Source organism: Cytophagaceae bacterium ABcell3 (assembly GCA_030913385.1).
In the GTDB taxonomy this organism is placed as follows: Bacteria; Bacteroidota; Bacteroidia; order Cytophagales; family Cytophagaceae; genus ABcell3.
Map to the genome: position 1 here is coordinate 3661354 of CP133159.1, position 25675 is coordinate 3687028.

At 40.5% G+C, this 25675-nt stretch carries 16 protein-coding genes; 14 read left to right on the forward strand and 2 right to left on the reverse strand.

Annotated features, from left to right (window positions below):
- Position 1 precedes the first annotated feature (1 nt).
- From nuoD to nuoK, 8 genes are read left to right on the forward strand one after another with little or no spacing between them, the layout of a single operon-like run.
- Entirely contained in the window at positions 2-1213 is a 1212-nt protein-coding gene (gene nuoD, locus RCC89_14835; protein ID WMJ74431.1) for an NADH dehydrogenase (quinone) subunit D, read from the forward strand.
- 55 nt (positions 1214-1268) lie between these two features.
- Positions 1269-1805, forward strand: coding sequence for an NAD(P)H-dependent oxidoreductase subunit E (locus RCC89_14840; protein ID WMJ74432.1), 537 nt, complete (start codon positions 1269-1271; stop codon positions 1803-1805).
- A gap of 39 nt (positions 1806-1844) precedes the next feature.
- Entirely contained in the window at positions 1845-3200 is a 1356-nt protein-coding gene (nuoF, locus tag RCC89_14845; protein WMJ74433.1) for an NADH-quinone oxidoreductase subunit NuoF, read from the forward strand.
- Positions 3200-4144, forward strand: coding sequence for a 2Fe-2S iron-sulfur cluster-binding protein (locus tag RCC89_14850; GenBank protein WMJ74434.1), 945 nt, complete (start codon positions 3200-3202; stop codon positions 4142-4144). Before nuoF ends, RCC89_14850 begins: the two co-directional genes overlap by 1 nt.
- Positions 4145-5185, forward strand: coding sequence for an NADH-quinone oxidoreductase subunit NuoH (gene nuoH, locus RCC89_14855; protein ID WMJ74435.1), 1041 nt, complete (start codon positions 4145-4147; stop codon positions 5183-5185).
- A 21-nt stretch (positions 5186-5206) separates the two neighbouring features.
- Complete coding sequence (nuoI, locus tag RCC89_14860) at positions 5207-5737, forward strand: NADH-quinone oxidoreductase subunit NuoI (protein WMJ74436.1); 531 nt, start codon at positions 5207-5209, stop codon at positions 5735-5737.
- Between the two features lie 2 nt (positions 5738-5739).
- Positions 5740-6243, forward strand: coding sequence for an NADH-quinone oxidoreductase subunit J (locus RCC89_14865; GenBank protein WMJ74437.1), 504 nt, complete (start codon positions 5740-5742; stop codon positions 6241-6243).
- Positions 6244-6250: 7 nt separating this feature from the next.
- Positions 6251-6574 (forward strand): NADH-quinone oxidoreductase subunit NuoK, encoded by a 324-nt coding sequence (nuoK, locus tag RCC89_14870; protein WMJ74438.1) that lies wholly within the window; start codon positions 6251-6253, stop codon positions 6572-6574.
- 384 nt (positions 6575-6958) lie between these two features.
- Here the strand turns inward: nuoK and RCC89_14875 are convergent, their stop codons facing one another.
- Positions 6959-7969, reverse strand: a complete 1011-nt coding sequence (locus RCC89_14875; GenBank protein ID WMJ74439.1) for a type IX secretion system membrane protein PorP/SprF — start codon at positions 7967-7969, stop codon at positions 6959-6961.
- A 119-nt stretch (positions 7970-8088) separates the two neighbouring features.
- Between RCC89_14875 and RCC89_14880 the strand changes: the two genes are divergently transcribed.
- The 5 genes from RCC89_14880 to RCC89_14900 all read left to right on the forward strand — a co-directional run bounded on the left by RCC89_14880 (position 8089) and on the right by RCC89_14900 (position 22738).
- Complete coding sequence (locus tag RCC89_14880) at positions 8089-16341, forward strand: gliding motility-associated C-terminal domain-containing protein (GenBank protein ID WMJ74440.1); 8253 nt, start codon at positions 8089-8091, stop codon at positions 16339-16341.
- A 525-nt stretch (positions 16342-16866) separates the two neighbouring features.
- Positions 16867-18792 (forward strand): NADH-quinone oxidoreductase subunit L, encoded by a 1926-nt coding sequence (gene nuoL / locus RCC89_14885; protein WMJ74441.1) that lies wholly within the window; start codon positions 16867-16869, stop codon positions 18790-18792.
- Positions 18793-18811: 19 nt separating this feature from the next.
- A complete protein-coding gene (locus tag RCC89_14890; GenBank protein WMJ74442.1) occupies positions 18812-20275 on the forward strand; it encodes an NADH-quinone oxidoreductase subunit M in 1464 nt (487 codons plus the stop codon).
- Between the two features lie 8 nt (positions 20276-20283).
- Positions 20284-21657, forward strand: a complete 1374-nt coding sequence (locus RCC89_14895) for an NADH-quinone oxidoreductase subunit N (GenBank protein ID WMJ74443.1) — start codon at positions 20284-20286, stop codon at positions 21655-21657.
- Positions 21658-21772: 115 nt separating this feature from the next.
- Complete coding sequence (locus RCC89_14900) at positions 21773-22738, forward strand: TerC family protein (protein WMJ74444.1); 966 nt, start codon at positions 21773-21775, stop codon at positions 22736-22738.
- A 402-nt stretch (positions 22739-23140) separates the two neighbouring features.
- Here the strand turns inward: RCC89_14900 and RCC89_14905 are convergent, their stop codons facing one another.
- The gene (locus tag RCC89_14905; GenBank protein ID WMJ74445.1) at positions 23141-24367 is read right to left on the reverse strand and encodes an FtsX-like permease family protein; all 1227 of its coding nucleotides are present in this window, start codon (positions 24365-24367) and stop codon (positions 23141-23143) included.
- 66 nt (positions 24368-24433) lie between these two features.
- Between RCC89_14905 and RCC89_14910 the strand changes: the two genes are divergently transcribed.
- Positions 24434-25663 (forward strand): DUF1343 domain-containing protein, encoded by a 1230-nt coding sequence (locus RCC89_14910; protein ID WMJ74446.1) that lies wholly within the window; start codon positions 24434-24436, stop codon positions 25661-25663.
- The last annotated feature ends 12 nt before the right edge of the window (positions 25664-25675 follow it).

The window sequence follows — 25675 nt, forward strand, 5'->3', positions numbered from 1 at the left end:
GATGCTTGCAAAAGACAATAAAAAAGAAGTACTCAGTACGGACGTCATTGACAGTTTCAACACCCTGAACATGGGGCCTACCCACCCTGCGACACACGGTGTGTTTCAGAATGTGGTACAGCTCGATGGCGAAAAAATACTTTCTGCTGAATCTACTATAGGATATATTCACAGGGCTTTTGAAAAACTGGCTGAAAGAAGACCGTATTACCAAATAACCCCTATTACAGACAGGCTTAACTACGTATCCTCCCCATTAAACAATATGGGCTGGCATATGACTGTCGAAAAACTTTTAGGTGTAGAGACACCTAAAAAAGTGGACTATATGCGGGTTATTATTATGGAACTGGCACGTATATCAGACCATATCATTTGTAACAGTATTCTCGGTGTGGATGCAGGTGCCTTCTCTGGCTTCTTGTATGTAATGCAATACCGTGAAAAAATATATGATATATACGAAGAAATCTGCGGTGCACGCCTAACAACAAACATCGGCCGTATCGGTGGTTTGGAAAGAGACTTCTCTCCTTCTGTTTATGCACGCATCAACGATTTTCTTGAAACCTTCCCAGCTGTTCTAAAAGAGTTCGAAGATCTCTTCAACAGAAACAGGATATTCATGGACCGTACCATAGATGTAGGTGGTATAGAGGCAGAAAGAGCATTGAACTATGGGTTTACAGGTCCAAACCTGAGAGCTGCGGGTGTCGATTATGATGTAAGGATCATGAACCCTTACTCTTCCTATCAAGATTTTGATTTTGACATTCCTGTAGGAAAAAGCGGAGATTGTTACGACAGGTTTTTGGTCCGTAACGAAGAAATGTGGCAAAGCATGAACATCATAAGGCAGGCAGTAGAAAAGATGCCTTCTGGTCCTCATCATGCTGACGTACCTGATTTCTACCTCCCTCCAAAAGAGGAAGTGTATACGTCAATGGAAGCTTTGATCTACCATTTCAAAATTGTAATGGGTGAATTGGAAGTACCTAAAGGTGAGGTTTATAATTGCATTGAAGCAGCAAACGGTGAGCTAGGCTACTACCTCATCAGTGATGGCGGTAGAACACCATTTAGACTGCATTTCAGAAGACCAGGCTTTGTTTATTATCAATCTTTCACAGAATTGATCAAAGGTACACAGCTTGCAGATGCTATTTTAATCTTAAGTAGCCTGAACCTGATAGCAGGCGAAATGGATGCTTAATAATTGAGGTTAATCACTTAGCTGTTTTTCAGCACTAATACTTCGTAATAGAACAATGGAAGATACAGTAAAGAACGAAGTCAGGTTTTCTGACGAAAAGTTAAATCTTGTTAAAGAGATCATAAGCAGGTATCCTGAAGGAAGACAGAAATCGGCCTTGCTTCCGGTACTTCATATTGCTCAAAGGGAGTTTGGTGGCTGGTTAAGTCCTCAGGTAATGGACTATGTAGCATCTTTACTGAGCATACAGCCAATAGAAGTTTACGAGGTGGCAACATTTTATACCATGTTCAACCTTGAGCCTATTGGCCACTGTATGATAGAATTTTGCAGAACCGGCCCTTGTATGACCAGAGGGGTAGAAGAAGTAATAGACTATGCTGAACAAAAACTTGGCATAAAAGAAGGGGAAACAACTCCTGACGGTAAATTTACCATTAAATGCGTAGAATGTTTAGGTAGCTGCGGTTCAGCACCAATGGCTCAAATAGGCAAGTTCTACTACGAAAACCTTACTCCTGAAAAAATTGATAAGATTGTTGAAATATTCAGCGATCCAGAAAGCGATACCTTTAAAAAGTACGATATCTAACTTTAATCTTTTAAAGGGTTAAAAAACTGATTACTTACAATGGGAAGAAAACTATTACTGGAAAACATTCATATTCCCGGTATAAGAAACTATGATACCTACCGTGCAAACGGCGGATACCGGTCAGTAGAAAAAGCACTGAAAACCATGTCTCCTGAGGAGATTATGGAAGAAGTTAAAAAGTCCGGTTTAAGAGGCCGAGGCGGAGCAGGCTTCCCTACTGGTATGAAATGGAGTTTCCTTGACAGAAAATCTGATAAACCAAGGTATCTCGTTTGTAATGCAGACGAAAGTGAACCTGGAACATTTAAGGACCGTTACCTTATGGAGTTTATCCCTCACTTACTTATTGAGGGCTTAATAGTTTCCAGCTTTTCACTAGGCGCAAATACAACTTATATATATATAAGAGGAGAATATAGGTGGATCGTCGATATTCTCGAAAAAGCTATCGCAGAAGCAAAAAATGCTGGCTTTTTGGGCAAAAATATCCTAGGCAGTGGATTTGACCTAGAAATATATGTACATCCGGGAGCCGGCGCTTACATTTGTGGCGAAGAAACTGCACTTATAGAGTCTCTGGAAGGTAAAAGGGGTAACCCTAGAATGAAACCTCCTTTCCCAGCAATATCAGGTCTTTATAACTGCCCTACTGTTGTCAATAATGTAGAAACACTTGCTGCAGTAGCCCCAATTATCAATATTGGTGGTGAAGAATATGCAAAAATTGGTGTTGGAAGGAGTACTGGTACTAAGCTAATCTCGGCATGCGGAAACATCAACAATCCAGGTGTCTATGAAATCGAGCTTGGCTTGCCTGTAGATGAGTTTTTAAATTCAGATGAATATTGCGGAGGTATCCGAAAAGGACACCGTCTAAAAGCAGTAGTTCCAGGTGGCTCTTCTGTACCGATCGTACCAGCAGACCTATTTTATAAGACAGCCGAAGGCGAAGACAGACTTATGTCTTATGAATCACTTTCAGAAGGCGGATTTGCAAGCGGTACAATGCTAGGTTCTGGAGGCTTTATTGCCATGGACGAAACGGTATGTATCGTAAGGAACCTTTGGAACTTTACAAGATTCTACCACCACGAATCTTGTGGACAGTGTAGCCCTTGTCGCGAAGGAACTGGATGGATGGAAAAAGTATTGCACAGGCTAGAGCATGGACATGGACACATGCACGACATCGACCTACTTGTTGAAGTTGCCAAGAAAATTGAAGGACATACCATCTGTCCTTTAGGAGATGCTGCTGCATGGCCAGTAGCAAGTGCTATAAGACACTTCAGAGAAGAATTTGAGTATCATGCCAAATACCCTGAAAAAGTAGCAGGTAGCCGTTACGCTCATCTGGACGATTATAAAAAAGATTTAAACCCGGTATTATAATGAAGGTAACCATAGACAATATTGAACTAGAGGTAGAACCGGGGACCACCATACTAAATGCCGCCAGAAAAATAGGCGGAGCTGTGGTTCCTCCTGCCATGTGTTACTACTCAAAACTTGAAGGAAGCGGAGGAAAATGCCGTACCTGCCTTGTAAAGGTTACAAAAGGTTCGGAAAAAGACCCTCGCCCTATGCCTAAGCTAGTACCATCCTGCTCTACTATGGTAATGGACGGTATGGTTGTGCAAAATATAACTTCTCCCGACGTAGTTGAATCAAGAAAGGCTATTACGGAGTTTCTTCTTATCAACCACCCGCTAGACTGCCCTATCTGTGACCAAGCTGGGGAATGTCACCTACAAGATTTAGCTTTTGAACACGGTGTGGCAAAAACAAGGTATGAAGAAGAGAGAAGAACTTTTGAAAAAGTAGACCTTGGCGATAAAATCCAGCTTCATATGACACGCTGTATCTTATGTTACAGATGTGTATATACGGCAGATCAAATTACAGAAAAAAGGGTACACGGTGTACTTAAGAGAGGTGACTCTGCCGAAATTGGTACATATATAAAAAATGCCATTGATAATGACTTTTCTGGCAATGTTATTGACGTATGTCCGGTGGGCGCCCTTACTGACAAAACATTTAGGTTTAAAAGCCGTGTTTGGTTCCTTAAGCCAATGGATGCCCATAGAGACTGTGACAAATGCTGTGGCAAAACTGTTGTTTGGATGCATGGAAATGAAATTTACAGGGTAACAGGTAGAAAAGATCAATATGGCGAAGTAGATGAATTTATTTGCAACGAATGCCGTTTTGAAAAGAAAAAACCTGAAGACTGGACAATTGAAGGACCAAGAAAGATAGACAGGCACTCGGTAATTTCTCAAAACCACTACAGAGTTATAGCTAATTCCGGACAAAAAAAGATCACGAAATAAATGGACGTTTTTGTAATTGACAAACTGATACTGATCGTTGTTGTATTTACCTTTTCTCTGGTAGTGGCAATGTACAGTACACTCGCAGAAAGAAAAGTAGCAGGCTTTATCCAAGACAGGCTTGGACCAAACCGGGCGGGTATATTTGGTATCCTACAGCCATTGGCTGATGGAACAAAGTTCTTCTTCAAAGAAGAAATTATCCCCTCTTCGGCCAACAAAGCGCTATTTATATTAGGCCCTTCCCTTTCCATGTTAACAGCATGTATGACGAGTGCTGTAATTCCATGGGGTAGAGACCTTCAACTGTTTGGTAGAGAAATATCCTTACAAATAGCAGATATCAATATAGGTTTACTGTATATTTTTGCGGTAGTTTCTATTGGTGTATATGGTATCATGATTGGTGGCTGGGCGTCTAACAACAAGTTCTCTTTGTTAGGTGCTATCAGAGCATCTTCTCAAATGATCAGCTATGAAATTGCTATGGGTCTTTCCCTAATAGCACTTGTTATGACCACCAACTCTTTAGCTATGAGCGAAATTGTTGGAATTCAAGAAGGAACAATATTTGGAATATCAGGAGCCAGGTGGAATATTATTTATCAACCATTAGGTTTCCTTATCTTCTTTATCTGTGCTTTAGCTGAATGTAACAGAACTCCATTTGACCTTCCAGAGAGTGAAGCGGAACTTGTAGGTGGATACCATACAGAATATAGTAGTATGAAGCTTGGGCTTTATTTGTTTGCTGAATATATCAACATGTTTATTTCAGCAGCGATTATGGCAGCAATCTACTTTGGTGGATATACCTTCCCTTTCATGGACCAACTAGGGTTATCTCACAATCTAGTCGTTATTCTAGGTGTACTAGTATTCATTGCTAAAATATTCTTCTTTATTTTCCTTTTCATGTGGATCAGATGGACGCTACCGAGGTTCCGTTACGACCAGTTAATGACCCTAGGATGGAAAATATTAATTCCTTTGGCACTTCTAAACATTATTGCCACAGGGGTAGGAATCATTATCTTTTAAATTATTTAAATAACTGAATCTATGTATTCATTATCAAATAAGGCAAAACAGGTCTCCAAAAAGGAAATGACATTGTCGGAAAAATTATACCTTCCGGCAATATTCCAAGGAATGGCCATTACCATAAAGCACTTCTTTAAAAAGAAGCCTACCATACAGTACCCAGAGCAAAAACGGGACTTTAGTATGATCTATAGGGGAAAGCACATTCTCAAAAGAGATGAGGAAGGGCGTGAAAACTGTACAGCCTGTGGTCTATGTGCTGTTTCATGTCCTGCCGAGGCTATTACCATAGAATCTGCTGAAAGGCAAAAAGGAGAAGAACACCTTTATAGAGAAGAGAAATATGCAAAAAGGTATGAAATAAACATGCTTAGATGCATATTCTGTGGACTCTGTGAAGAATCTTGTCCGAAAGATGCGATTTACCTTACTGAGGAACTAGCACCGGCAAACTATGACCGCTCTGATTTCATCTTTGGCAAGGACAAACTTGTCCAGCCTCTTGGAACCAGCGCTCATCCTAAAACATATAAACCGTATAAAAAGTAAAAATGGATCAGATAATATTTTTGGTACTTTCAATTCTTTCTGTCGGAGGTGCACTTGCAGTTGTATTTTCCCGTAACCCGGTATACAGTGTATTGTTCTTGGTTCTGACATTTTTCTCCATTGCAGGTCACTTTGTAATGATGAATGCCCAATTCTTGGCCATTGTACACATCATTATCTATGCAGGAGCTGTAATGGTGTTGTTCCTGTTTGTAATCATGCTCCTAAACCTCAATAAGTCGTCCAACCCTGAACAATCGTTCATGGTCAAGCTCTCCGGAGCCATTTCGGGAGGCTTACTGCTTTTAGCACTGCTTGGAGCTTTTAGAGGTCTCGAGGAAACACCTGTTGAAGCTGTTATGGATTCAGAAGCTGGTCTTGTTAGCAACTTGGGAAGGGTGTTGTTCACCGATTTCATACTCCCTTTTGAGGTTTCAGCTGTATTATTCCTTTCTGCAATGATAGGAGCTGTTATGTTGGGTAAGAAAAACTTAAAAGAACATTAATAAAGATATGGACGCACTTCAACCCTTATTTTTCTCGCTAAACAACTATATACTTCTGGCTACTATCTTATTTACGATAGGTGTAATAGGAATACTGATCAGGAGAAACATGATTATTGTTTTCATGTGTATTGAATTAATGTTAAATGCGGTAAACCTATTGCTTGTAGCTTTCTCTGTCCATCATGGCGATGCGTCGGGTCAGGTTTTTGTATTCTTTATTATGGCAGTGGCTGCGGCTGAGATTACAGTCGGATTGGCTATACTTGTTATGATCTATCGAAATACTGGATCCGTAAATATCAATACCCTCAGTAAGCTTAGATGGTAATAACTCTTACATTCAAGTTAACATAACAAAAAAAGAGAGGCTTCAAGTCTCTCTTTTTTGCTTTTATTTGAAAGTGTCTAATAGCTGTTTCTATTAGGTTTAAGCTAACGAAAGAGGAACTGTGGTCAAGCAAAGCACTTCTCCCCCATCCCACTATGCTCAAACTCACATGGGTATCTTGCTAATATGCCATCATGGACAACGTCCGAATGACACCTGTTAAACCTGAATTATGGGACATATTCGGCATGAGAAGAAAACAACAATAAATCAGCATTTTGGGGTCGCAAAGCATCGCAGCGCTATGGTTAAGACTAAAAATGAGATCGAAGCAATTGGTTTGAAATTACTTTGTTGCGCAACAAAAAGTTCTATTGCATCAGGTTAAAATTTAGGGCAAGGTATTCTTTTTTGCTTCTTTTTCTTTCTAAAACCTTGATGTAGATATGTTATATTTAACTCATGGCTTCCTCCTGTTTGTGCTGGCGATAATCTCGATACAGTAAAGTCATAACTATAGGTAATACTAATACTTTGAAACTTCCACCCTACCAATACAATGGCAGATTCATTGTTTTGCAAGTTTGGGAGATACCGTTTCAGCCATGGGATCCCCCTATACCAAAATCCAGCTATTAATTGGTCATACATTGCATAAATGCCCAAATCAACCTGGTCAGACCTTCCTTGAAATTTATACTGGAACGTAGGGGTTATACTAACAGTTTTATTACTTTGGTAACTACCAGCCCTGCTTTTGTTTAACATAAATTTATATCCTCCAACAAATGAATGTTTTACAGGCAAGCGGCTTTCTTCTCCTATAAAAGACTGGTTCGGGTTGTTCATATGGTGGCTTGAATAACCAAACCAGAATCGATCAGAATATAAAATTCCTCCAGAGGCCACACTAATAAAATGAGTCATAGGGTTCCCTGTATTGTTCAAGTAAATATTGCCCATATCATCTATCTGATTGGAGAAGTACAGATTTGAATAATTAAGAAGTCTGGAAATATATGTTAATTGCACCCCAGGTCTAAAAGAGAGGTTGTCCAAAATATGTAATTCATAGGAGTACATGGCAGCTACTTCATTGGAGGAAATCGTATTATCTCCTTGAATATCTCTTATAGCATAAAAACCTACTCCACTTTTATACGTATCAAAATAAGTATCTGCTGAGAAGTAAGAAGTAATATATCTTGCTTCTAATCGTGGCCATTGCAGCCGCTGATGAAAAATCCCTCTGGTCTGATGAGCACTTCCTGCAAAACCTGGATTTAAGTAGGGAGAAGCGGCATAAAACTGTGAAAATTGAATATCCTGACCTTTTACCTTTTCTGGTAAGAAAAAAGAAGCCAATAAAAGCACCAAGGATAATCTAAACTTCATTTTATTCACAGATATAAAAATAAGCTAAAACAAAGTATACTTAAAAACATATAATAAGTTGCAAGAATATTTATATTTTAGATCTTTAGCATATTAATACTGGATTAGATTGCTTAAATATGCACAAGTCATCTTATATATTAAGTTTATTAATATTCATTGGCTTACTATATAACCCATATGGTAGCTTTTCCCAGTCGTGTGATGCTACTACACCATCTTATGAGGTAGACCTGACAGGAATCCCTGACAGTATGTGGATTAGCCCTAATGGAGCTAGAAGGGGTGTATGCTGTGGATACAATGGGGGGCCGCCAGATAATTATAGGTGTGTTGAGTTTTGGCTCACATTGGATGAAGGCGCACAAGGGATAAATTTCGACATCCATTCTGGTGCAGAACCTGCCGGTGCTATGGGATGGTCCCTGAATTGTGGCCCACTTAACCCGGTAGGAGAAGATATTTGCATTGATGGCTCTGGACCTCACTGGATAACTTTTTGCAAGCCAGGAAACAATCCCAACAGATATTCTATACGGTCAATCCCAAAACCATCAGTCTCCCCACCAACGATTGTAAGTAACTCTTGCGAGTCAGTTTTATCCGCATCTGGCTATCAAACCAATACAATACGATGGACATCTGTTCCTTATGACCCTGAGCATAATAGCTATTTATCATGTACTGAAAGCTGCAGTACCGTAACAGCCACCTATCAAGAAGGAGCGCCAGAATATGTGGACTATGAGGTAAGCGGTATTCCAATAGCAGGTTGCGACGAGGAGCCAGTAACCAATATGACAAGGGTATATTTTATTAATGACAAAGAAGCCCAGATTATTCCTGAAGATCCTGTAATATGTTATGGTGGTACCGAGGCAACTATAACTGCAGAGGGAATCGGCGGCGCGCCTCCTTACACATACCTATGGAGTACAGGCGAAACCACCCAATCGATTGATGTGGGCTTAGGTACATATACTGTGGAAATTTTAGATTCCACCAGTTGCCCTGGTGCTAGTGCAACAGTAACGGTAACAGCTTTTGAGTCTCCTATTGTCGCAGATGCAGGCTCCGACTTGGTAACTTGCGAAAATAATCCAAGAACGGAAATTCAGGGGCGAATAGAACAAGCTAGTGGAGGTATTTGGTCGGGAGGCCAAGGAGCTTTTGAACCAGATCCCGAGTCATTGAACATCGTATATCACCCAACAGAACAAGAAATAGCCAGTGGCTCTGTCACACTTACACTGACTTCTACAGGCAACAGCGGGTGTCCTCCATCTGAGGATCAAATGACTATTACGTTTACGGATCCTCCAACTGCAAATGCTGGGCCAGACCAAATAGTGTGTAGCAATAACCCTGAAATACAATTAAACGGTACCACAACCAATGCAGATGGAAGCATTTGGTCGGGAGGAAATGGTACTTTTATGCCATCTTCCTCATCACCCGATGCAATATATATTCCTACAGAAGAAGAAATTAGTAATGGAAGCCTCACACTCACCCTGTCCACAGTAGGGGCTGGCAATTGTCTTCCCGTAACAGACGAAGTTTTGATTACGTTTACCCCAGCCCCAGAAATCCAGGTAGAAGATGTGACTGTCTGTGCCAATAATCCAGAGGCTTCGGTAACTTCGGACATTACTGTTGCCACAGGAGTAAGTTGGTCAGGCGGAATGGGTTCCTTCTCAGATATCAATGGCCTAAGCGCCAATTATACCCCTTCACAACAAGAAATTAACAACGGCTCTGCAAGTATTACCGCTACTACTACAGAAAATGGCAATTGTAGTCCTGTGAGCACAACAGCAACTATTCATATAACCCCGGCACCTACAGTTGATGCAGGAGATGACCGCACAGTTTGTGCCAACAATGCTACGATAAACCTGAACGGATCGGTCACGACTGCTACCGGAGGCACATGGAGTGGAGGGTCTGGCAGTTTTTCGAATGCAGACTCGCTCAATGCCACCTACACGCCTTCTTCACAGGAAACTAACAACCTTGAAGCTATAACCCTCACATTAACTTCAACCGGGAATGGTGACTGCTTACCCGTCACAGACTACTTAACCATAAATATTACCCCTGCACCAGTAGTGGAAGCAGGGCCTGATATTTACACCTGCGCCAATAACCCTGAAGTAATCCTAGACGGAAATGTAGAAAATGCATCTGGTGGCACATGGACAGGAGGCGGAGGCACTTTTTCTCCAGGAAACACTTCACTTACTACAAGCTACACGCCTTCCGCAATGGAAATAGCCAATCAGGTTTCCTTCTTATTCCTTACAAGTACAGGAAACGGAAACTGCCGTCCAGTGAGGGACACCTTATATTTAATTATAGAGCCAGCTCCCACTGTTTCTGCAGGAGAAGACCAAACGGTTTGTGCAAACAATGGAACTGTAAATTTAAATGGCAGCTCATCTGGAGCTTCTTCTATTAGATGGTCTTCTTCTGGTACAGGTGTTTTTGGTAATATACATCAAGCCTCGACTACTTACACCCCATCTGAAGAAGACATTGCAAACGGGAATGTAGATCTAACATTAACTGCTTTCAGAAATCCGTGTGAGCCTGTAGAAAACAGTATGTCTGTAACCATTTTACCATCTCCTATTGTTGATGCAGGATCTGATTATCAAGCCTGTGCCACAGAAGGCGAAATACCTTTAAATGGTTTAGTCGAAAATGCACAAGGTGGAATTTGGTCTGGCGGGAATGGCACTTTTTCTCCTGATGAAAGTAATTTGATAACCTCTTACACCCCTTCAACTGAAGATATAAACAACGGCTCGGTCACTCTTACTTTAACCTCCACAGGCAATGGTCTTTGTTTACCAGAAACAGATCAGATGAACATCAGTTTGACAGATCCTCCTCAGGCTAATGCGGGTCCAGATCAAACCGTATGTGCCAACAACAGCAGGACATCTCTATCAGGATCTGTAACAGGAGCTTCTGGTGGGCGGTGGCTAGGAGGACAAGGGACATTTTCGCCCAACAGGAATACCTTGGGAGCTACATATACCCCCTCTACGTCAGAAATATCCTCTGGAAGTGTAAGACTTACCCTCAGGACATCTGGCAATGGCATTTGCCCTGTACATGAAGATGAAATGGAGCTCACAATTACCCCTGCCCCAGAAGCAAACGCAGGAGAAAACATTGAAGTATGCGAAAGCACCCCTGTTGCCAATCTGAGCGGATCAGTAAGTATTACAAATTCAGGACGCTGGTCGGGTGGCCAAGGGGTTTTCGGAGATCAAAACAGTTTGTCAACTTCTTATACAGCAACTTCCCAAGAAATTCGCAATGGGTCTGTTACACTCACCCTAACTTCTACAAACAATGGAAACTGCCGTCCGGTAAGTGATCAAGTGCGTATCATGTTTTTACCTATTCCTGAAATAGATGCAGGCCCTGACCAAACAGTTTGTGGACTTGACAATACCATCGAGCTTAACGGTTCGGTTAATAATGCTACAGGAGGCACTTGGTCTTCTACTGGAACTGGATCTTTTGAAGACCCTGACCGGCTAGATGCTGTTTATGAGGCATCTCAGGAAGACATTGACAACCCTGATGGAGTAGTTTTAACCTTAACATCGACTGGTAACGAAATATGCCCTCCGATAAATGACCAAATGCAAATAAATTTCTCACCAGTTCCAATAGTCAATGCAGGACCTGACAAAACAGTATGTACAAATAACTTCCCGATCAGGCTTGAAGGGTCTGGCTCATCAGCTTCATGGTCAGGAGGCAATGGCACATTTTCGCCTAACAACCGAGCATTGAACGCTCATTATACTCCCACTGAAAGTGAAGTGGAAGATGGAACAATAACCCTACGGCTAACAACCAACGCTTCTGATATATGCGATGAAATATTTGATGAAGTAACGATTTCTATACCTCCAGGACCTAATGCAAATGCCGGAGAAGATTTACAAACCTGTGGAACTGCCCCCGTCTCTTTAAATGGTTTGATAGAAAATGCCGCAGGGGGTACATGGGAATCTTCTGGAACAGGTTCTTTCAGCAATTCAAACAACTTAAATACAGATTATACACCATCTCAGGAAGATTTGGAAGCTGGCCATGTGACCCTTTTCCTATCCTCCACTGATGAAGATTATGATTGTCCTCCTGTAGAAGATAGAGTAAGGTTAGACATTACCAAACCGATTGAAGCCTTTGCAGGAAACAATCTAACGATATGTGCAGATAATGATGAACCTATTTCTTTAGATGCTACCGTAGCTGTTGAAGGAACTTACCAGTGGAGTACCTCAGGTAGCGGAAACTTTACAGATCCAAGCGTCTTAAACACAGACTATACCTTATCAGAATCAGACAGAGCATTACCGACACTTACGCTAACACTTACCACAGACCCTGTAGATGCATGCGAATCTGAAGAGTCTACCGTAATAATTGAGATTTTGCCCATACCTGAAGTAAATACAGGGCCTGATCAAACAATCTGTAGTTCACAGGAAGAGCTTTCTTTGGAAGGCTCCTACTCCAACACTTCGGGAGTACAATGGAGTAGCTCTGGCACTGGAAACTTTTCTCCCTCTGATGCGACTAATACCACCTACACACTTTCTGAAACAGATAGAACCGAAGGTACAATTACACTAACATTAACAACAGAGCCTTTCGGTTCATGCCAGACCTATTCAGATGAACTATTAGTAACCATAGTCCCTGAGACTATTGTAGATGCTGGGCCTGATCAAACATTATGCGTGAACAATTTACAAGAAGTAGAAATAACTGGAACAATAACAGGTGCAACGGGGGGAACTTGGACAAGCAATGGCAGTGGAACAATTCAGGATCCTAGTTCTTTAAATACAACCTATACACCAGTAGAAGAGGACACCAGTGCAGATGTTACTTTTACCTTAACCAGTAATGACAATGCTCCATGTCCAATAGTCATTGATAACCTGCGCTTGCAATTTACACCTGCGCCAGAAATTACTCCTGGAGCAGACCCCACAATATGTGCCGATGCATCTGGAGTAACACTGAGTGCATCTGTAACCAATGCCTCTGGAATAGCTTGGAACCACAATGGCTCCGGTTCACTATCGTCGACCACAGCACTGACACCTTTATACTCCGTATCTGATGATGATATTTCTGCCGAATCTGTAACTTTTACTGTTACATCAACCGGAAATAGACAGTGTTTGCCTGTTCAAGAACAAATAGAACTCACTATACTTCCAGCACCAGAAGTAGGCCCAGGGCCAGCAGAACTCTTGTGTGCCGACGCCTTGCCTTTAACGCTTAACGGAACTTCTTCAACAGGAAGTGGAGAATGGTTCACTTCAGATGGTTCAGGGGTATTCAGCCCTGATAACACTGACTTAAATGGTGAATTTTTCCCTTCGACTGCTCAGATAAGTTCTGGCCAGGTAACCATACACTTAAGGTCGTCCAACAATGGAATATGCAACCCTGTAATCAGAAGTGTTACACACTATGTTTACGATGCTCCCGAAGTAGATGCAGGAGAAAACATGACCGTATGTAGCAACACAACAGAAGTACAACTAGACGGTACAGTGGAAGGTACGGTGGAATATTCATGGAGTACTTCAGGTACAGGAACCTTTGCTGATATTTATGATGAAAAAACCACATATACCCCTGGGGAAGAGGATTTGAACAATGGTTTTGTTGAACTAACCCTCACTGCCCAGTTAGATGGATGTGTGCCTATAACAGATAATGTAAGGCTAATATTTGAAGCAGCACCTTTGGCTGATGCAGGTCCAGACCAGGAAGTTTGTATAGATGAATCAGGAGTAAATCTCTCTGGTTCTATATCTAATGCAACAGGTGGCACATGGAGTTCTACAGGAGGGGGCTCTTTTTTACCATCCAACACAAATCTAAACGCGAACTACCGGTTTTCTCAAACCGATCTTAGCAATTTGAATGTCAATTTAGTACTAACCACAACAGCTTCAGGAGCATGCCCTCCGGTATCAGATACACTGAACGTTACAATTACCCCTGAACGCCCGATTGCAAATGCAGGACCAGCCATAATCTGTACTGACGAGCCATCTATAGAGCTTCAAGGACAGGTTACGAATGCCAGTGGCGGAGAGTGGACCACTTCTGGAACAGGAAACTTTTCTAATCCAAACAACTTACATACAGAATATTTCCCATCAACAGAAGATAGAAACAATGGCAATGTTAAACTGTTACTAACGTCAACCGGAACTGGCGGATGTACACCTATTACAGATACTATCCACCTTTCTATTATGCCTGGACCTAATGCTGATACAGGACCAGATCAAACCATTTGTTTGGATGTTTCTACCGTAAGCTTAGGCGGTAGTGTTACAAATGCAACAGGAGGAACATGGACATCTTTAGGAGGCGGAAGCTTCACCCCTTCTCCTGATAATTTATCTGTAAATTACATACCATCAGCCATTGATAATCAAAGAGGAAGCGCAACATTAATACTAACAACAACCGGAAATGGAGGATGTCTCCCAGCACGAGACACTACAAATATTCTTATTACCCCTTCTCCTACTATCGATGCAGGGGCGAACCAATATTTATGTGCAGATCAAACAGAAGTTGACCTTTCAGGCGCTGTAACCATTGCTACTGGAGGGAATTGGAATACTACCGCAGAAGGCACCTTTACCAATACCAGCACCAATGGACTTACTACAACTTTTAGACCTGATGCTTCAGAAATGGTACCAGGAAATGAAATAATTTTCACCCTTACCTCAACAGGTAACGGGGATTGCCAGGCAGTTACAGACCAAATGGAAGTAACAATCACACCTGCACCTATAGTAGATGCAGGGAATGATGTTACTTTATGTTCAGATATGGAAGCATATTTCGTAAACGCCGAAACACAATTTACTATTTCTGGTACATGGGCCACCAGTGGAACTGGGTCGTTTGCTAACAATGCTTCCCTTAGCACAAGGTATTTTTTCTCTGATGACGACCGTGCACCAGGAAATTCTATAGAATTAACCTATACAGCCACCAGCGATTTAAACTGCAGCAGTGTTTCCGATGAAATAACCGTCACATTCATCCCAGGCAAACAAGCCCATGCTGGCCCCGACCAGTCTGTGTGCAACTATATAGATGAGATATTCCTCAACGGGTCTGTAGCAGAGTCGGACGGGGGCATCTGGACAACCCCTGGAACAGGTAACTTCACCAACATTACGGAGAATGGAACCAATGCGCAATATAACCCAGCCACCCCAGATACAGAGCTCGACTATCTAAGGTTTTATCTCACTACTACGGATGAGGGTATCTGCGATCCGGTAACTGACACTTTGCAGGTTAATTTACTGGCACCTCCCAATATACCAGACCGGGAACATATCGTGTGCAATGGAAGCCCAGCAATACTGGAAGTAGAAGCAATACCCAATGTAAATTACGAATGGTATGAAGAGGGAGCTCCTTCTGGTAGTCAAACCAATACATTAGAGACAACAGCAAATAATGACGAAAATTCCAATCAACACTTTACTGTAGAAGCAACTGATGCCAATAATTGCATGTCGGAAGTTTCTGTAACGCTAACCACATTTCCGCCTCCTCAACTGACATTGACTAATGTTCCAGCTTGCACAGGAGATACTCTTTACCTCAGTGCGCGCCCTTCAAACATTGATAGAGATGACATAGCAAGTTATGAGTGGTATGACGGAAATACATTAATAGGAACAGAGCCAGAGCTAGAGGTAACCAATGAGGGCGTTTATACAGCTATTTACCGAATAGGAGAATGCCTCAGTCAAGGTTCGTCTGAAGTGAATTTTCACCCATCTCCTACCCCTCAAATGGAGAGAAATGTTCCCTTTTGCCCAGAAACTGAAAGTTCCGTGGATATTGATGCAGGAGATGCCGTTTCTTTCTTATGGGATAATGGAGAAACCACACCTAGCATAAACGTTGGAGCGCCCGGTACTTACTATGTAACAATTTTTAATGAACACGACTGTCCTGCCGAAGACAGCATACAGGTTAGGGAAGTTTGCCCTCCCCGGGTATTTGTTCCTAATGCCATAAAACCAGGAAGCTCTGACAGGGATGGTTTTATGGAAGTATTAGGGGCTAACTTTGCTAATTTTAAGCTCACAATTTTTAACCGTTGGGGTGAAATAATATTCTACTCAGAAGACCCTAATCATTTATGGGACGGATACTATCGGGGTGAACCCATGCCTATAGGGACATATCCTTGGATAATGGAATACACAGGAGATACTGAAGAATATAACAAACTATATAAAAAACAAGGAAGTATAACTGTGGTGAGGTAGATGGGACAGGAAATGTACAGAAATAAAGGAGTAATCGAAAAAACCTTTCACCAGCAGTTATTTTAAAATCAATATTTTATATATTTTTTCAGCACCCAATCAACATCGTATGGCAAGCTGTAATCGGCAAATAACACTGCACAAGCGATTGTAAATTTAATCTGTTATAGATATACTCTCTTTATAAACAGTTGCCGAAAAATCTTACAACAGAAAAAAAATTCAATGATACAAAAAAAGCTTGGTGTTGGAACCAACAGGACAAAAATTTAGATTTTCCTTTACAAATTACTGTGACTGGCATGTGAATTGCTACAAAAACTACTTTAAATTAAAAGACCAATGATCTTTTTAAATACTTTCAACGATAAGCAAGGAAAACAATACTTTGTTTTGATTTTAGACTTCTTTGGTTGAAATTCTAACTATTTTGTTACAAAAATTATACTTAAACTGATATAATTTCTTAATATTGCCAAATATTAAGAACACTTTCTAAAGGAACACATATATATAAAACTAAACATGGCAAATCTGGTTTTCCTGATCCCCCTGCTCCCGCTGATTGGCTTTCTTATAATCGGTCTCGGAGGCAAAAAGTTAAGTAAAAAACTCGCTGGAATTATTGGTTGTACCTCAGTATTGGGTTCTTTCCTTATAGTGCTGACATTGCTGTTCCCTTTTATGATGGGAACTATGGAACCCTTCACTGTTTCCTATTTTGAATGGATTACCGTTGGCGACGTAGACATAAGGTTCTCCTTTCTGATAGACTCCTTGTCTACACTAATGATGACCATAGTAACCGGGGTAGGCTTTTTCATCCATGTATATTCAGCAGGTTACATGCATGACGACAAAGGGTATGCAAGATATTTTGCCTACCTAAATTTGTTTATATTCTCTATGCTTCTATTGGTAATGGGTTCAAACTTTATTGTTCTCTTTGCCGGTTGGGAAGGTGTGGGTCTATGTTCTTACCTACTTATAGGTTTTTGGTTTAAAAGAAACGACTTTAATAATGCAGCGAAAAAAGCCTTCATTATGAACCGTGTTGGTGATTTGGCTTTTTTACTAGGCATAATCTTAATATTTGTAACATTCGGCAGCTTTGAATTCGATGTAGTTTTTGAGCAGGCACGTACCATGTTTACACCAGAAATAGCTTCTGGAGTTATCTTCGCCATCACCTTACTTCTATTTATTGGAGCGACAGGTAAAAGTGCCCAAATCCCACTTTATACTTGGCTACCAGATGCAATGGCAGGCCCAACACCTGTTTCAGCACTAATTCACGCTGCAACTATGGTTACCGCTGGTATTTACATGATTGTAAGATGCAATGTCTTATATACACTTGCCCCAGCTACTTTAGAGATTATATTGGTTATAGGGTTGGCAACAGCCATCATAACAGCTACTATAGGCCTTGTTCAAAATGATATCAAGAAAGTTTTGGCTTACTCTACAGTCAGTCAGCTTGGTTTTATGTTCATCGCAATTGGCCTTGGAGCTTACTCTGTAGCTATTTTCCATGTTACCACGCACGCATTCTTCAAAGCATTGCTTTTCCTAGGGTCTGGTAGTGTTATCCATGCCATGAGCGGAGAACAAGACTTGCGGTCTATGGGAGGTTTGAAAAAAGTACTACCTGTAACCTATTTTACCTTCTTGGTAGGAACTTTGGCCATTTCAGGAATACCGCCATTTGCAGGATTCTTCTCGAAAGATGAGATATTGGCACACGCTTTTGAGCATTCACCAATCATCTGGGCTATTGTACTTATAGGTGCAGCATTGACAGCCTTTTATATGTTCAGGTTGTTCTTCCTTACCTTCCATGGCTCATTCAGAGGTACAGAGAGTCAAAAATCTCACCTACATGAATCGCCTTCAATAATGACAATTCCTTTGATAGTGTTGGCGGTACTTTCTGCAGTCGGTGGTTTTATAGGAATTCCACAAGCACTAGGAGGCACAAACGCCCTAAACGAATTCCTTAAGCCAATCATTATTACTTATGTTGAAGCTACACATGAACTGTCCACTGCCACAGAATTAGCCTTAATGGGCGGTTCAGTCGTTGTGGTACTGATTATGATTGCTATTGCTTACACTACCTATGTCAAAAAAGCGGCCGTTCCGGCTGATGATACTCAAATTAGTGGTTTCCACAAACTGCTTTATAACAAATACTATGTTGATGAGATCTATCAAGCGATCATAGTAAAGCCTATCATGGCATTTTCTGACATGTTCTATAAAACACTTGAAATAAAAATTATAGACAGGATAGTAAACGGAACAGGTAAAGGTGTGAACAGAAGCAGTAGCGCACTTCGCTTTTTACAAAATGGAAGCACAAGCTATTACTTGTTTGCAATGGTAATAGGAATAATACTTATTGTATCATTCACTGCATACGGAGATTACATACTTAGACTTTTCTAATAAATAAAGATATATACAAATGATAACAGCAGGATTGATATTTCTCCCCTTACTAGCAGGGTTGTTTTCATTCCTTATAAGGAACGAAAAAGTGCGAAACTTCGCCCTTTCAGTTTCTATAGCGGAATTTGTTTTGGCAGTACTCGCTTTTGCAGAGTACGTCCCATCAGCAGAGGCAGCTTTTGTCCTTGACTACAGCTGGATACCTGCCATGGGAATTAACTTCAGTATCGGCATGGACGGAATTAGTCTATTAATGGTGATGCTGACCACCTTTTTGACCCCGTTAATAATTTATTCTTCTTTCCGTAAACCAGTTAAAAACCCATCTGTTTTTTACGGTCTGATACTTATTATGCAAGCGGCACTAGTAGGTGTATTTGTAGCAAGAGACGCATTTTTGTTTTATATATTCTGGGAACTGGCCCTTATACCGATTTACTTTATTGCCCTACTATGGGGTGGAGAAAACAGGCTAAAGGTAACCTTTAAGTTCTTTATATATACACTTGCAGGTAGCCTTATCATGCTAATGGCAATCATTTACATGTACCTTCAAACCCCAGGCTCTTTCCATATAGATGCCTTTTATGGGCTTTCAGGTACGATACCGGCAGGAGTTCAAGGCTTGCTGTTTTGGGCATTTTTCGTAGCTTTTGCTATCAAAATGCCAATTTTCCCTTTCCACACTTGGCAACCTGACACATACACTACTGCTCCTATCCAAGGCACTATGCTTATGGCAGGTATTATGCTAAAAATGGGTATCTATGGAGTAATCAGATGGTTGCTACCGGTAGTTCCGGCCGGCGTTGAAGCGTGGGCAACTACAGCCATTGTATTAAGTGTAATCGGTATTATTTATGCATCGATCATCGCTATTAAACAAAAAGATTTTAAACGTCTTATAGCTTATGTTTCCATCGCACACGTTGGATTAATTTCTGCAGGAATTTTCACCAATACCATAGAAGGACTACAAGGAGGTATTATTCAAATGTTATCACACGGAATTACTGTTGTGGGAATGTTTTATATTATTGATCTCCTGTATGCAAGAACCAAGACCACAATGTTGGATAGCCTAGGTGGTATCAGGACACATGCTCCTGTTTTTGCATTTTTCTTTTTAGTAATTCTGATGGCGAGTATTGCACTTCCATTGACTAGTGGCTTTGTTGGAGAGTTTCTTCTTTTTATCGGAATATTCCAGCATAACTATATTTTAGCAGGTATTGCAGGCCTTACAATCATATTTGGTGCAGTCTATATGCTCTCTTCTTACCAAAAAATCATGTTAGGAGAAGACAGCAAATCAACTTCAGGCTTTCAGGATTTAGTGCTTTCAGAGAAAGTAATTCTTGTTCCTGTCCTTATTGCTATTTTCTGGATAGGTCTTTACCCTAAAACATTCTTAGATGTTTCAGAACCTGCAGTAGCAAATCTATTAGAAACCATTAGAAATACTTATACCCTGAAATAATATCCCGGATGAAAGCATTAGTATTAGTTGCAATTTTAGGTATAGTTTCAATGATGGCCGATATCTTCGGCTATAGGAAACATTTGTGGGGCCTTGCCCTTGGCGCTTTGGCTATTATAGCCGGTATTACATTTGTAATGGATTGGAACCAGTTCCAAACCTATTATGAAATGATGGAATATGATAATTATGCAGTAGCCTTTACCTGTCTTCTGCTCTTATTGACCATTGTATGGGTCTTCTTCTCAAAAGATCAATATAACAATGAATTTAATATGCCAGACCATTACGCCCTCATCTTCTTTTCCTTGGTGGGGGGAATTGTTTTGGTTTCGTTCAATCATTTAGCAATGTTGTTTATAGGAATTGAGATTCTTTCAATTCCATTATACATACTGGCAGGTAGTCGTAAAAACAACTTGGCATCTAATGAAGCCTCTCTAAAGTACTTCCTGATGGGTGCATTTGCTACAGGTGTTATCCTGTTCGGTATGGCGCTTCTATATGGTGCTACGGGTTCTTTTAGACTGGACTTGATGGCTCAGTTTATCGAGGTCAACCAACATAACATGCCTGCTATTTTCTACACAGGCGTCATTATGGTAATGATCGGGCTGTGCTTTAAGGTTTCTGCCTTTCCATTTCACTTCTGGGCACCAGATGTGTATGAAGGAGCACCGCTTTTTGTTACAGCATATATGGCGACAATTTCTAAAACTGCTGCCTTGGGTGCGTTTTACAGACTTTTCGAAAGCACCTTTGCAGACATTAGCTACCAATGGTCAGTAGTACTTTCAGTTATAATAGTGCTCACCATTGTAATCGGTAACTTTACTGCTATTTACCAGAACAGTGTCAAAAGAATGTTGGCCTATTCAGGTATTGCCCAAGCAGGTTATATGTTGATGGCTATTTTGGTACTTAATGATATGGCCAGAAACTCGCTGCTCTTCTATGCTGCATCTTATGGCCTAGCCACGCTTTGCGCATTCATTGTATTGTATCATGTAGCTAAAGTAAAAGGAAGCGAAACTTTTGAAAGCTTCAACTCATTGGGCAAAAGCCATCCATTGTTAGCGTTTATAATGACTGTGGCCATGCTTTCTCTAGCGGGTATTCCACCAGCAGTAGGTTTCTTTGCTAAGTTCTACTTATTTGCGGCTGTTTTACAAGGTGGATATGAGTGGGTAGTATTTATAGCTATTATAGGCTCTATAATCAGTGTATACTATTATTTCCGCTTAATTATAGCTATGTATGCCAAAGAAGCTGAAGTATTTAAGATTCAACTTAAACCATCGTATCAAACGCTTCTTGTCATATTAGCTGTTATTATTATTATCTTGGGAATTACCCCAGGACTTGTAATCAACATGATTTAATTCCAGATATTTATATTTGATCTTTCCCTAGTTCGTTATTGTACTAATACGAGCAAATGCTTTACCTTCCCTTATGGGGAAGGTAAAGTTGTAATAGAGGTAACCTCCGCATCAAATGAATGAGATATATTTCTGGGTATTTTTTAACCTGTTTGTATTGGGCATGTTGGTTCTTGACCTATTTGTCCTTAACAGAAAAAGCCATGTAATGAAGGTAAAAGAAGCACTTTGGTGGAGTGCTTTCTGGGTTTCCTTGGCCATGGTCTTTAATGTTATTGTCTACTTTTGGAAAGGCCCTGAGCTGGCTTTACAGTTTCTGACAGGATACCTTATTGAAGAGTCTTTATCCGTAGACAACCTATTTGTCTTTATACTCATATTCAAATATTTTCAGGTACCAGAAGCTTATCAACGAAAAGTACTTTTCTGGGGTATTATAGGCGCATTGGTACTTAGGGGAATATTTATAGCCGTAGGGGTGACTATTATTGCTAAATTTTCTGCTGCCATTTATATTTTAGGAGCTTTTCTTCTATATACAGGTATAAAAATGGCCTTTAGTAGCGACAAAGAAATCAACCCGGACAAAAACCCCGTTATCCGTTTTGCTAACCGCTACCTTAGAACTACCAAATCCTATGTCGGAGACAAGTTTTTTGTTAAACAGGGTAAGGTATGGTATGTAACCCCACTATTTATTGTAGTACTTGTGGTGGAGACCACTGACATAGTATTTGCCATAGATTCTATCCCTGCCATTTTAGGTGTAACAAGCGATCCTTTTATCGTATACACCTCCAATGTCTTTGCCCTACTTGGACTCAGGTCTTTGTTTTTTGCACTTTCAGGTATCATGAAGCTATTCCACTACCTCAATTATGGACTGGCATTAATTTTATCGTTTATCGGCTTAAAACTCATGACAGAGCACTTCTACCCCATCGACATGACCGTAGCCTTATTTATTGTCGCGGGAATTTTATTCGGTTCGGTGGTTTTGTCTATTCTTTTCCCAAAAGAAGAGGAAAAACCAAAGGAAGAAAGCAAGGAGGAAAAGAAAGAGATAGCCGATGAGGTGTAATTTCTACTCCTTTTCCCAGAGCACTTTTAGCTAGTTTCTCTAGGTGTAGCCCTTTTTAACGTATTCTTGAGATAATACCCTTCAGAAAGCCAATGTTCTTCATTAAAACCTGAATCATGCGATAGATTCATCATGAGGAGCAAAACAACAATGAATCAGGATTTTGGGCCCACAAAGCATAGCAGCGCTATGGTTAAGACACAAATGTGAGCGAAGCGACTGATTTGAAGTTATTTTGCTACGTAATAGAAAGTTCTATGCATATTTCAGGTTAAAGTGCTTTTCCATACCTCAAAGGTCATAAAAAAGCCCTCACTACAAGGGCTTTTCTCTTTTAAACGCTTTCGATATATCTCGCAAATGTTTCAATAAATCTACATTTTGACCATTTTTCAGCACACTTTAGTTAAACCTGATTGCATTAATAGGTCTTATTTTTGAAATAATAGTAGCAGGTATCAACAGTACCAAAGCTATTATTAAAAATGTAAGTACATTCAAGCCTATAATAATTCCCCAGTTCCACTCAATAGGCACAAATTCCATATAGTAATTTTCGACATCTAGCGGAATAATTTGGAAATAATACTGTAGTGCGCAAAGGGTAATTCCTATTATATTTCCCCAAAGCAGGCCTTTCCGTACTATAATCAATCCGTTATAGACAAATATCTTTTGAATCTGCTTATTGTCTGCACCCATAGATTTGAGTAGGCCTATCATATTGGTGCGCTCCATAATCATAATAAGGAGTGTTGAAACCATATTAAAGCAGGCAATAAAAAGAATGAGTGCCAGGAATATATAAACATTCCTGTTTAGGAGGGTTAACCAGTCAAATATCTGTATATACCTATCCGTAATCTTCTGGATTTGCATGTCAAAATCCATATATTCAAACACATCGTCAGCAACTTCCTCCAGGCGGTCAAAATCATCAATAAATATTTCGTAGCCACCTACTTTTGTTTTAGGCCAATCGTTCAATTCTTGGTTTAAAGCAATATCTCCCAAAACAACTTGCTCGTCAAATTCTTCAAGCCCCGTTTCATATTTTCCTGCCACATGCAACCTTCTAAAGCGGGCACTTTGCCCACCTGCCTCAGCAAAAATAACCACTACAGAATCTCCAACCCCTAACTGCATGAGGTTACCAAGACGTCGGCTAATAATTATATCTCTGGAAGGCACAGAGTCTTTAAACTCTATAAACCTGCCCTCAACCATGTTTTGCTTAAACTTTGACAAATTGAAATCTGTCCCTACGCCTTTCACTACCACCCCCATAACATCTTCCCGGGTACGCATAAGCCCAGCTTTGTGACTAAATACTTGTATATGCTCAATTCCATCGACAGAGTCTGGATATTGGTATAAATCGCTAAAAATGGTCAGAGGGGATTCATCATGTGCGTGACCGGCATCATACTTCGTCACCTGAAGGTGAGCGCCGAAACTAAATATCTTAGATTGAATGTTGTTTTGGAAACCTTCTAAAATAGCAAAAGCCAGTATCAACAGAGCCAAACCGACCGTTATACTGACAACGGCTATTCGGGAAACAAGAGAAGAGAAGTCTTTTCTTCCCCCACCGGCAATTCTTTTTGATATAAAATAATAGAGATTCAAAATTTAAGGTATTTTTGAGACATGAAGGTACAAAAATTGTTATAACTCAATAATGAAATTCGAAATATGAGTAAATTGTTCTTTTTAACATTATTTATGGCGGCGGCCACTATGCTTGCGGCAACCTCCTGTACAAACTCTAACGCCGGAAACACGTCACATAGCGAAGAGACTGCTATAATTATTTCGCAAGATAATGAAAAACCAGTAACAGGGGCAGAACAAATCGATGCCTATCTCCCCCATCTGAAAAATAAAAATGTTGCGCTGGCTGTAAACCACACTTCTATGGTAGGCCAAACACACCTGGCCGACACGCTTATTGAATTGGGAGTGAACGTAAAGACTATATTTTCACCAGAACACGGGTTTCGCGGAACCGCAGACGCAGGCGAACTCATAAACAATGAAAAAGACGCCAAAACAGGACTGCCTGTTATTTCTCTTTATGGCAAGAACAAAAAGCCTTCCAAAGAGCATTTAGAAGGCATTGACATTGTAGTTTTTGATCTGCAAGATGTCGGAGCAAGGTTCTATACCTATATCAGTACCATGCACTATATCATGGAAGCCTGTGCAGAACTCAACAAAGAGGTCCTTATACTGGACCGTCCTAATCCTAATGGTCACTATGTGGATGGCCCTGTTTTACAGCCAGAGCACAAATCTTTTGTAGGTATACATCCTATACCAGTTGTTCATGGCCTAACTGTAGGCGAACTTGCTATGATGATCAATGGCGAAGGATGGCTGGCCAATGGTGTAAGGCCTGAAACAAAAATTATCACGGTAAAAAATTATACCCACTCCACACCATATTCATTACCCATTAAACCATCGCCTAACCTCCCCAACGACCTTTCGATAAAGCTATACCCTAGTTTATGCTTTTTCGAAGGAACTCCGATAAGCGTAGGCAGAGGCACGGATGCCCCTTTTCAAATTGCAGGTGCTCCTAATTCGGCTTTTGGCAACTTTACCTTTACCCCGGTAAGTATGGAAGGAGCTGCCAAAAACCCTATGTTTGAAAACAAGAAATGTTACGGAAGAGATTTTAGAACAGAAAAGGTAAAAGAAGGTTTAAACCTAGAGTACCTTATCTACTTTTATAATAAATCAGACAATAAGGAGAAGTTCTTCAACAGTTTCTTCGAAAAATTGGCAGGCACAAGCAAGCTGCGAAAGCAAATTACTGAAGGATGGAGCGAAGAAAAAATCAAGGAAAGCTGGAAAGAGGAACTTGAGGATTATAAAACTATCAGAAAAAAATATTTACTTTACCCAGATTTTGAGTAAAAGCATAAAAAA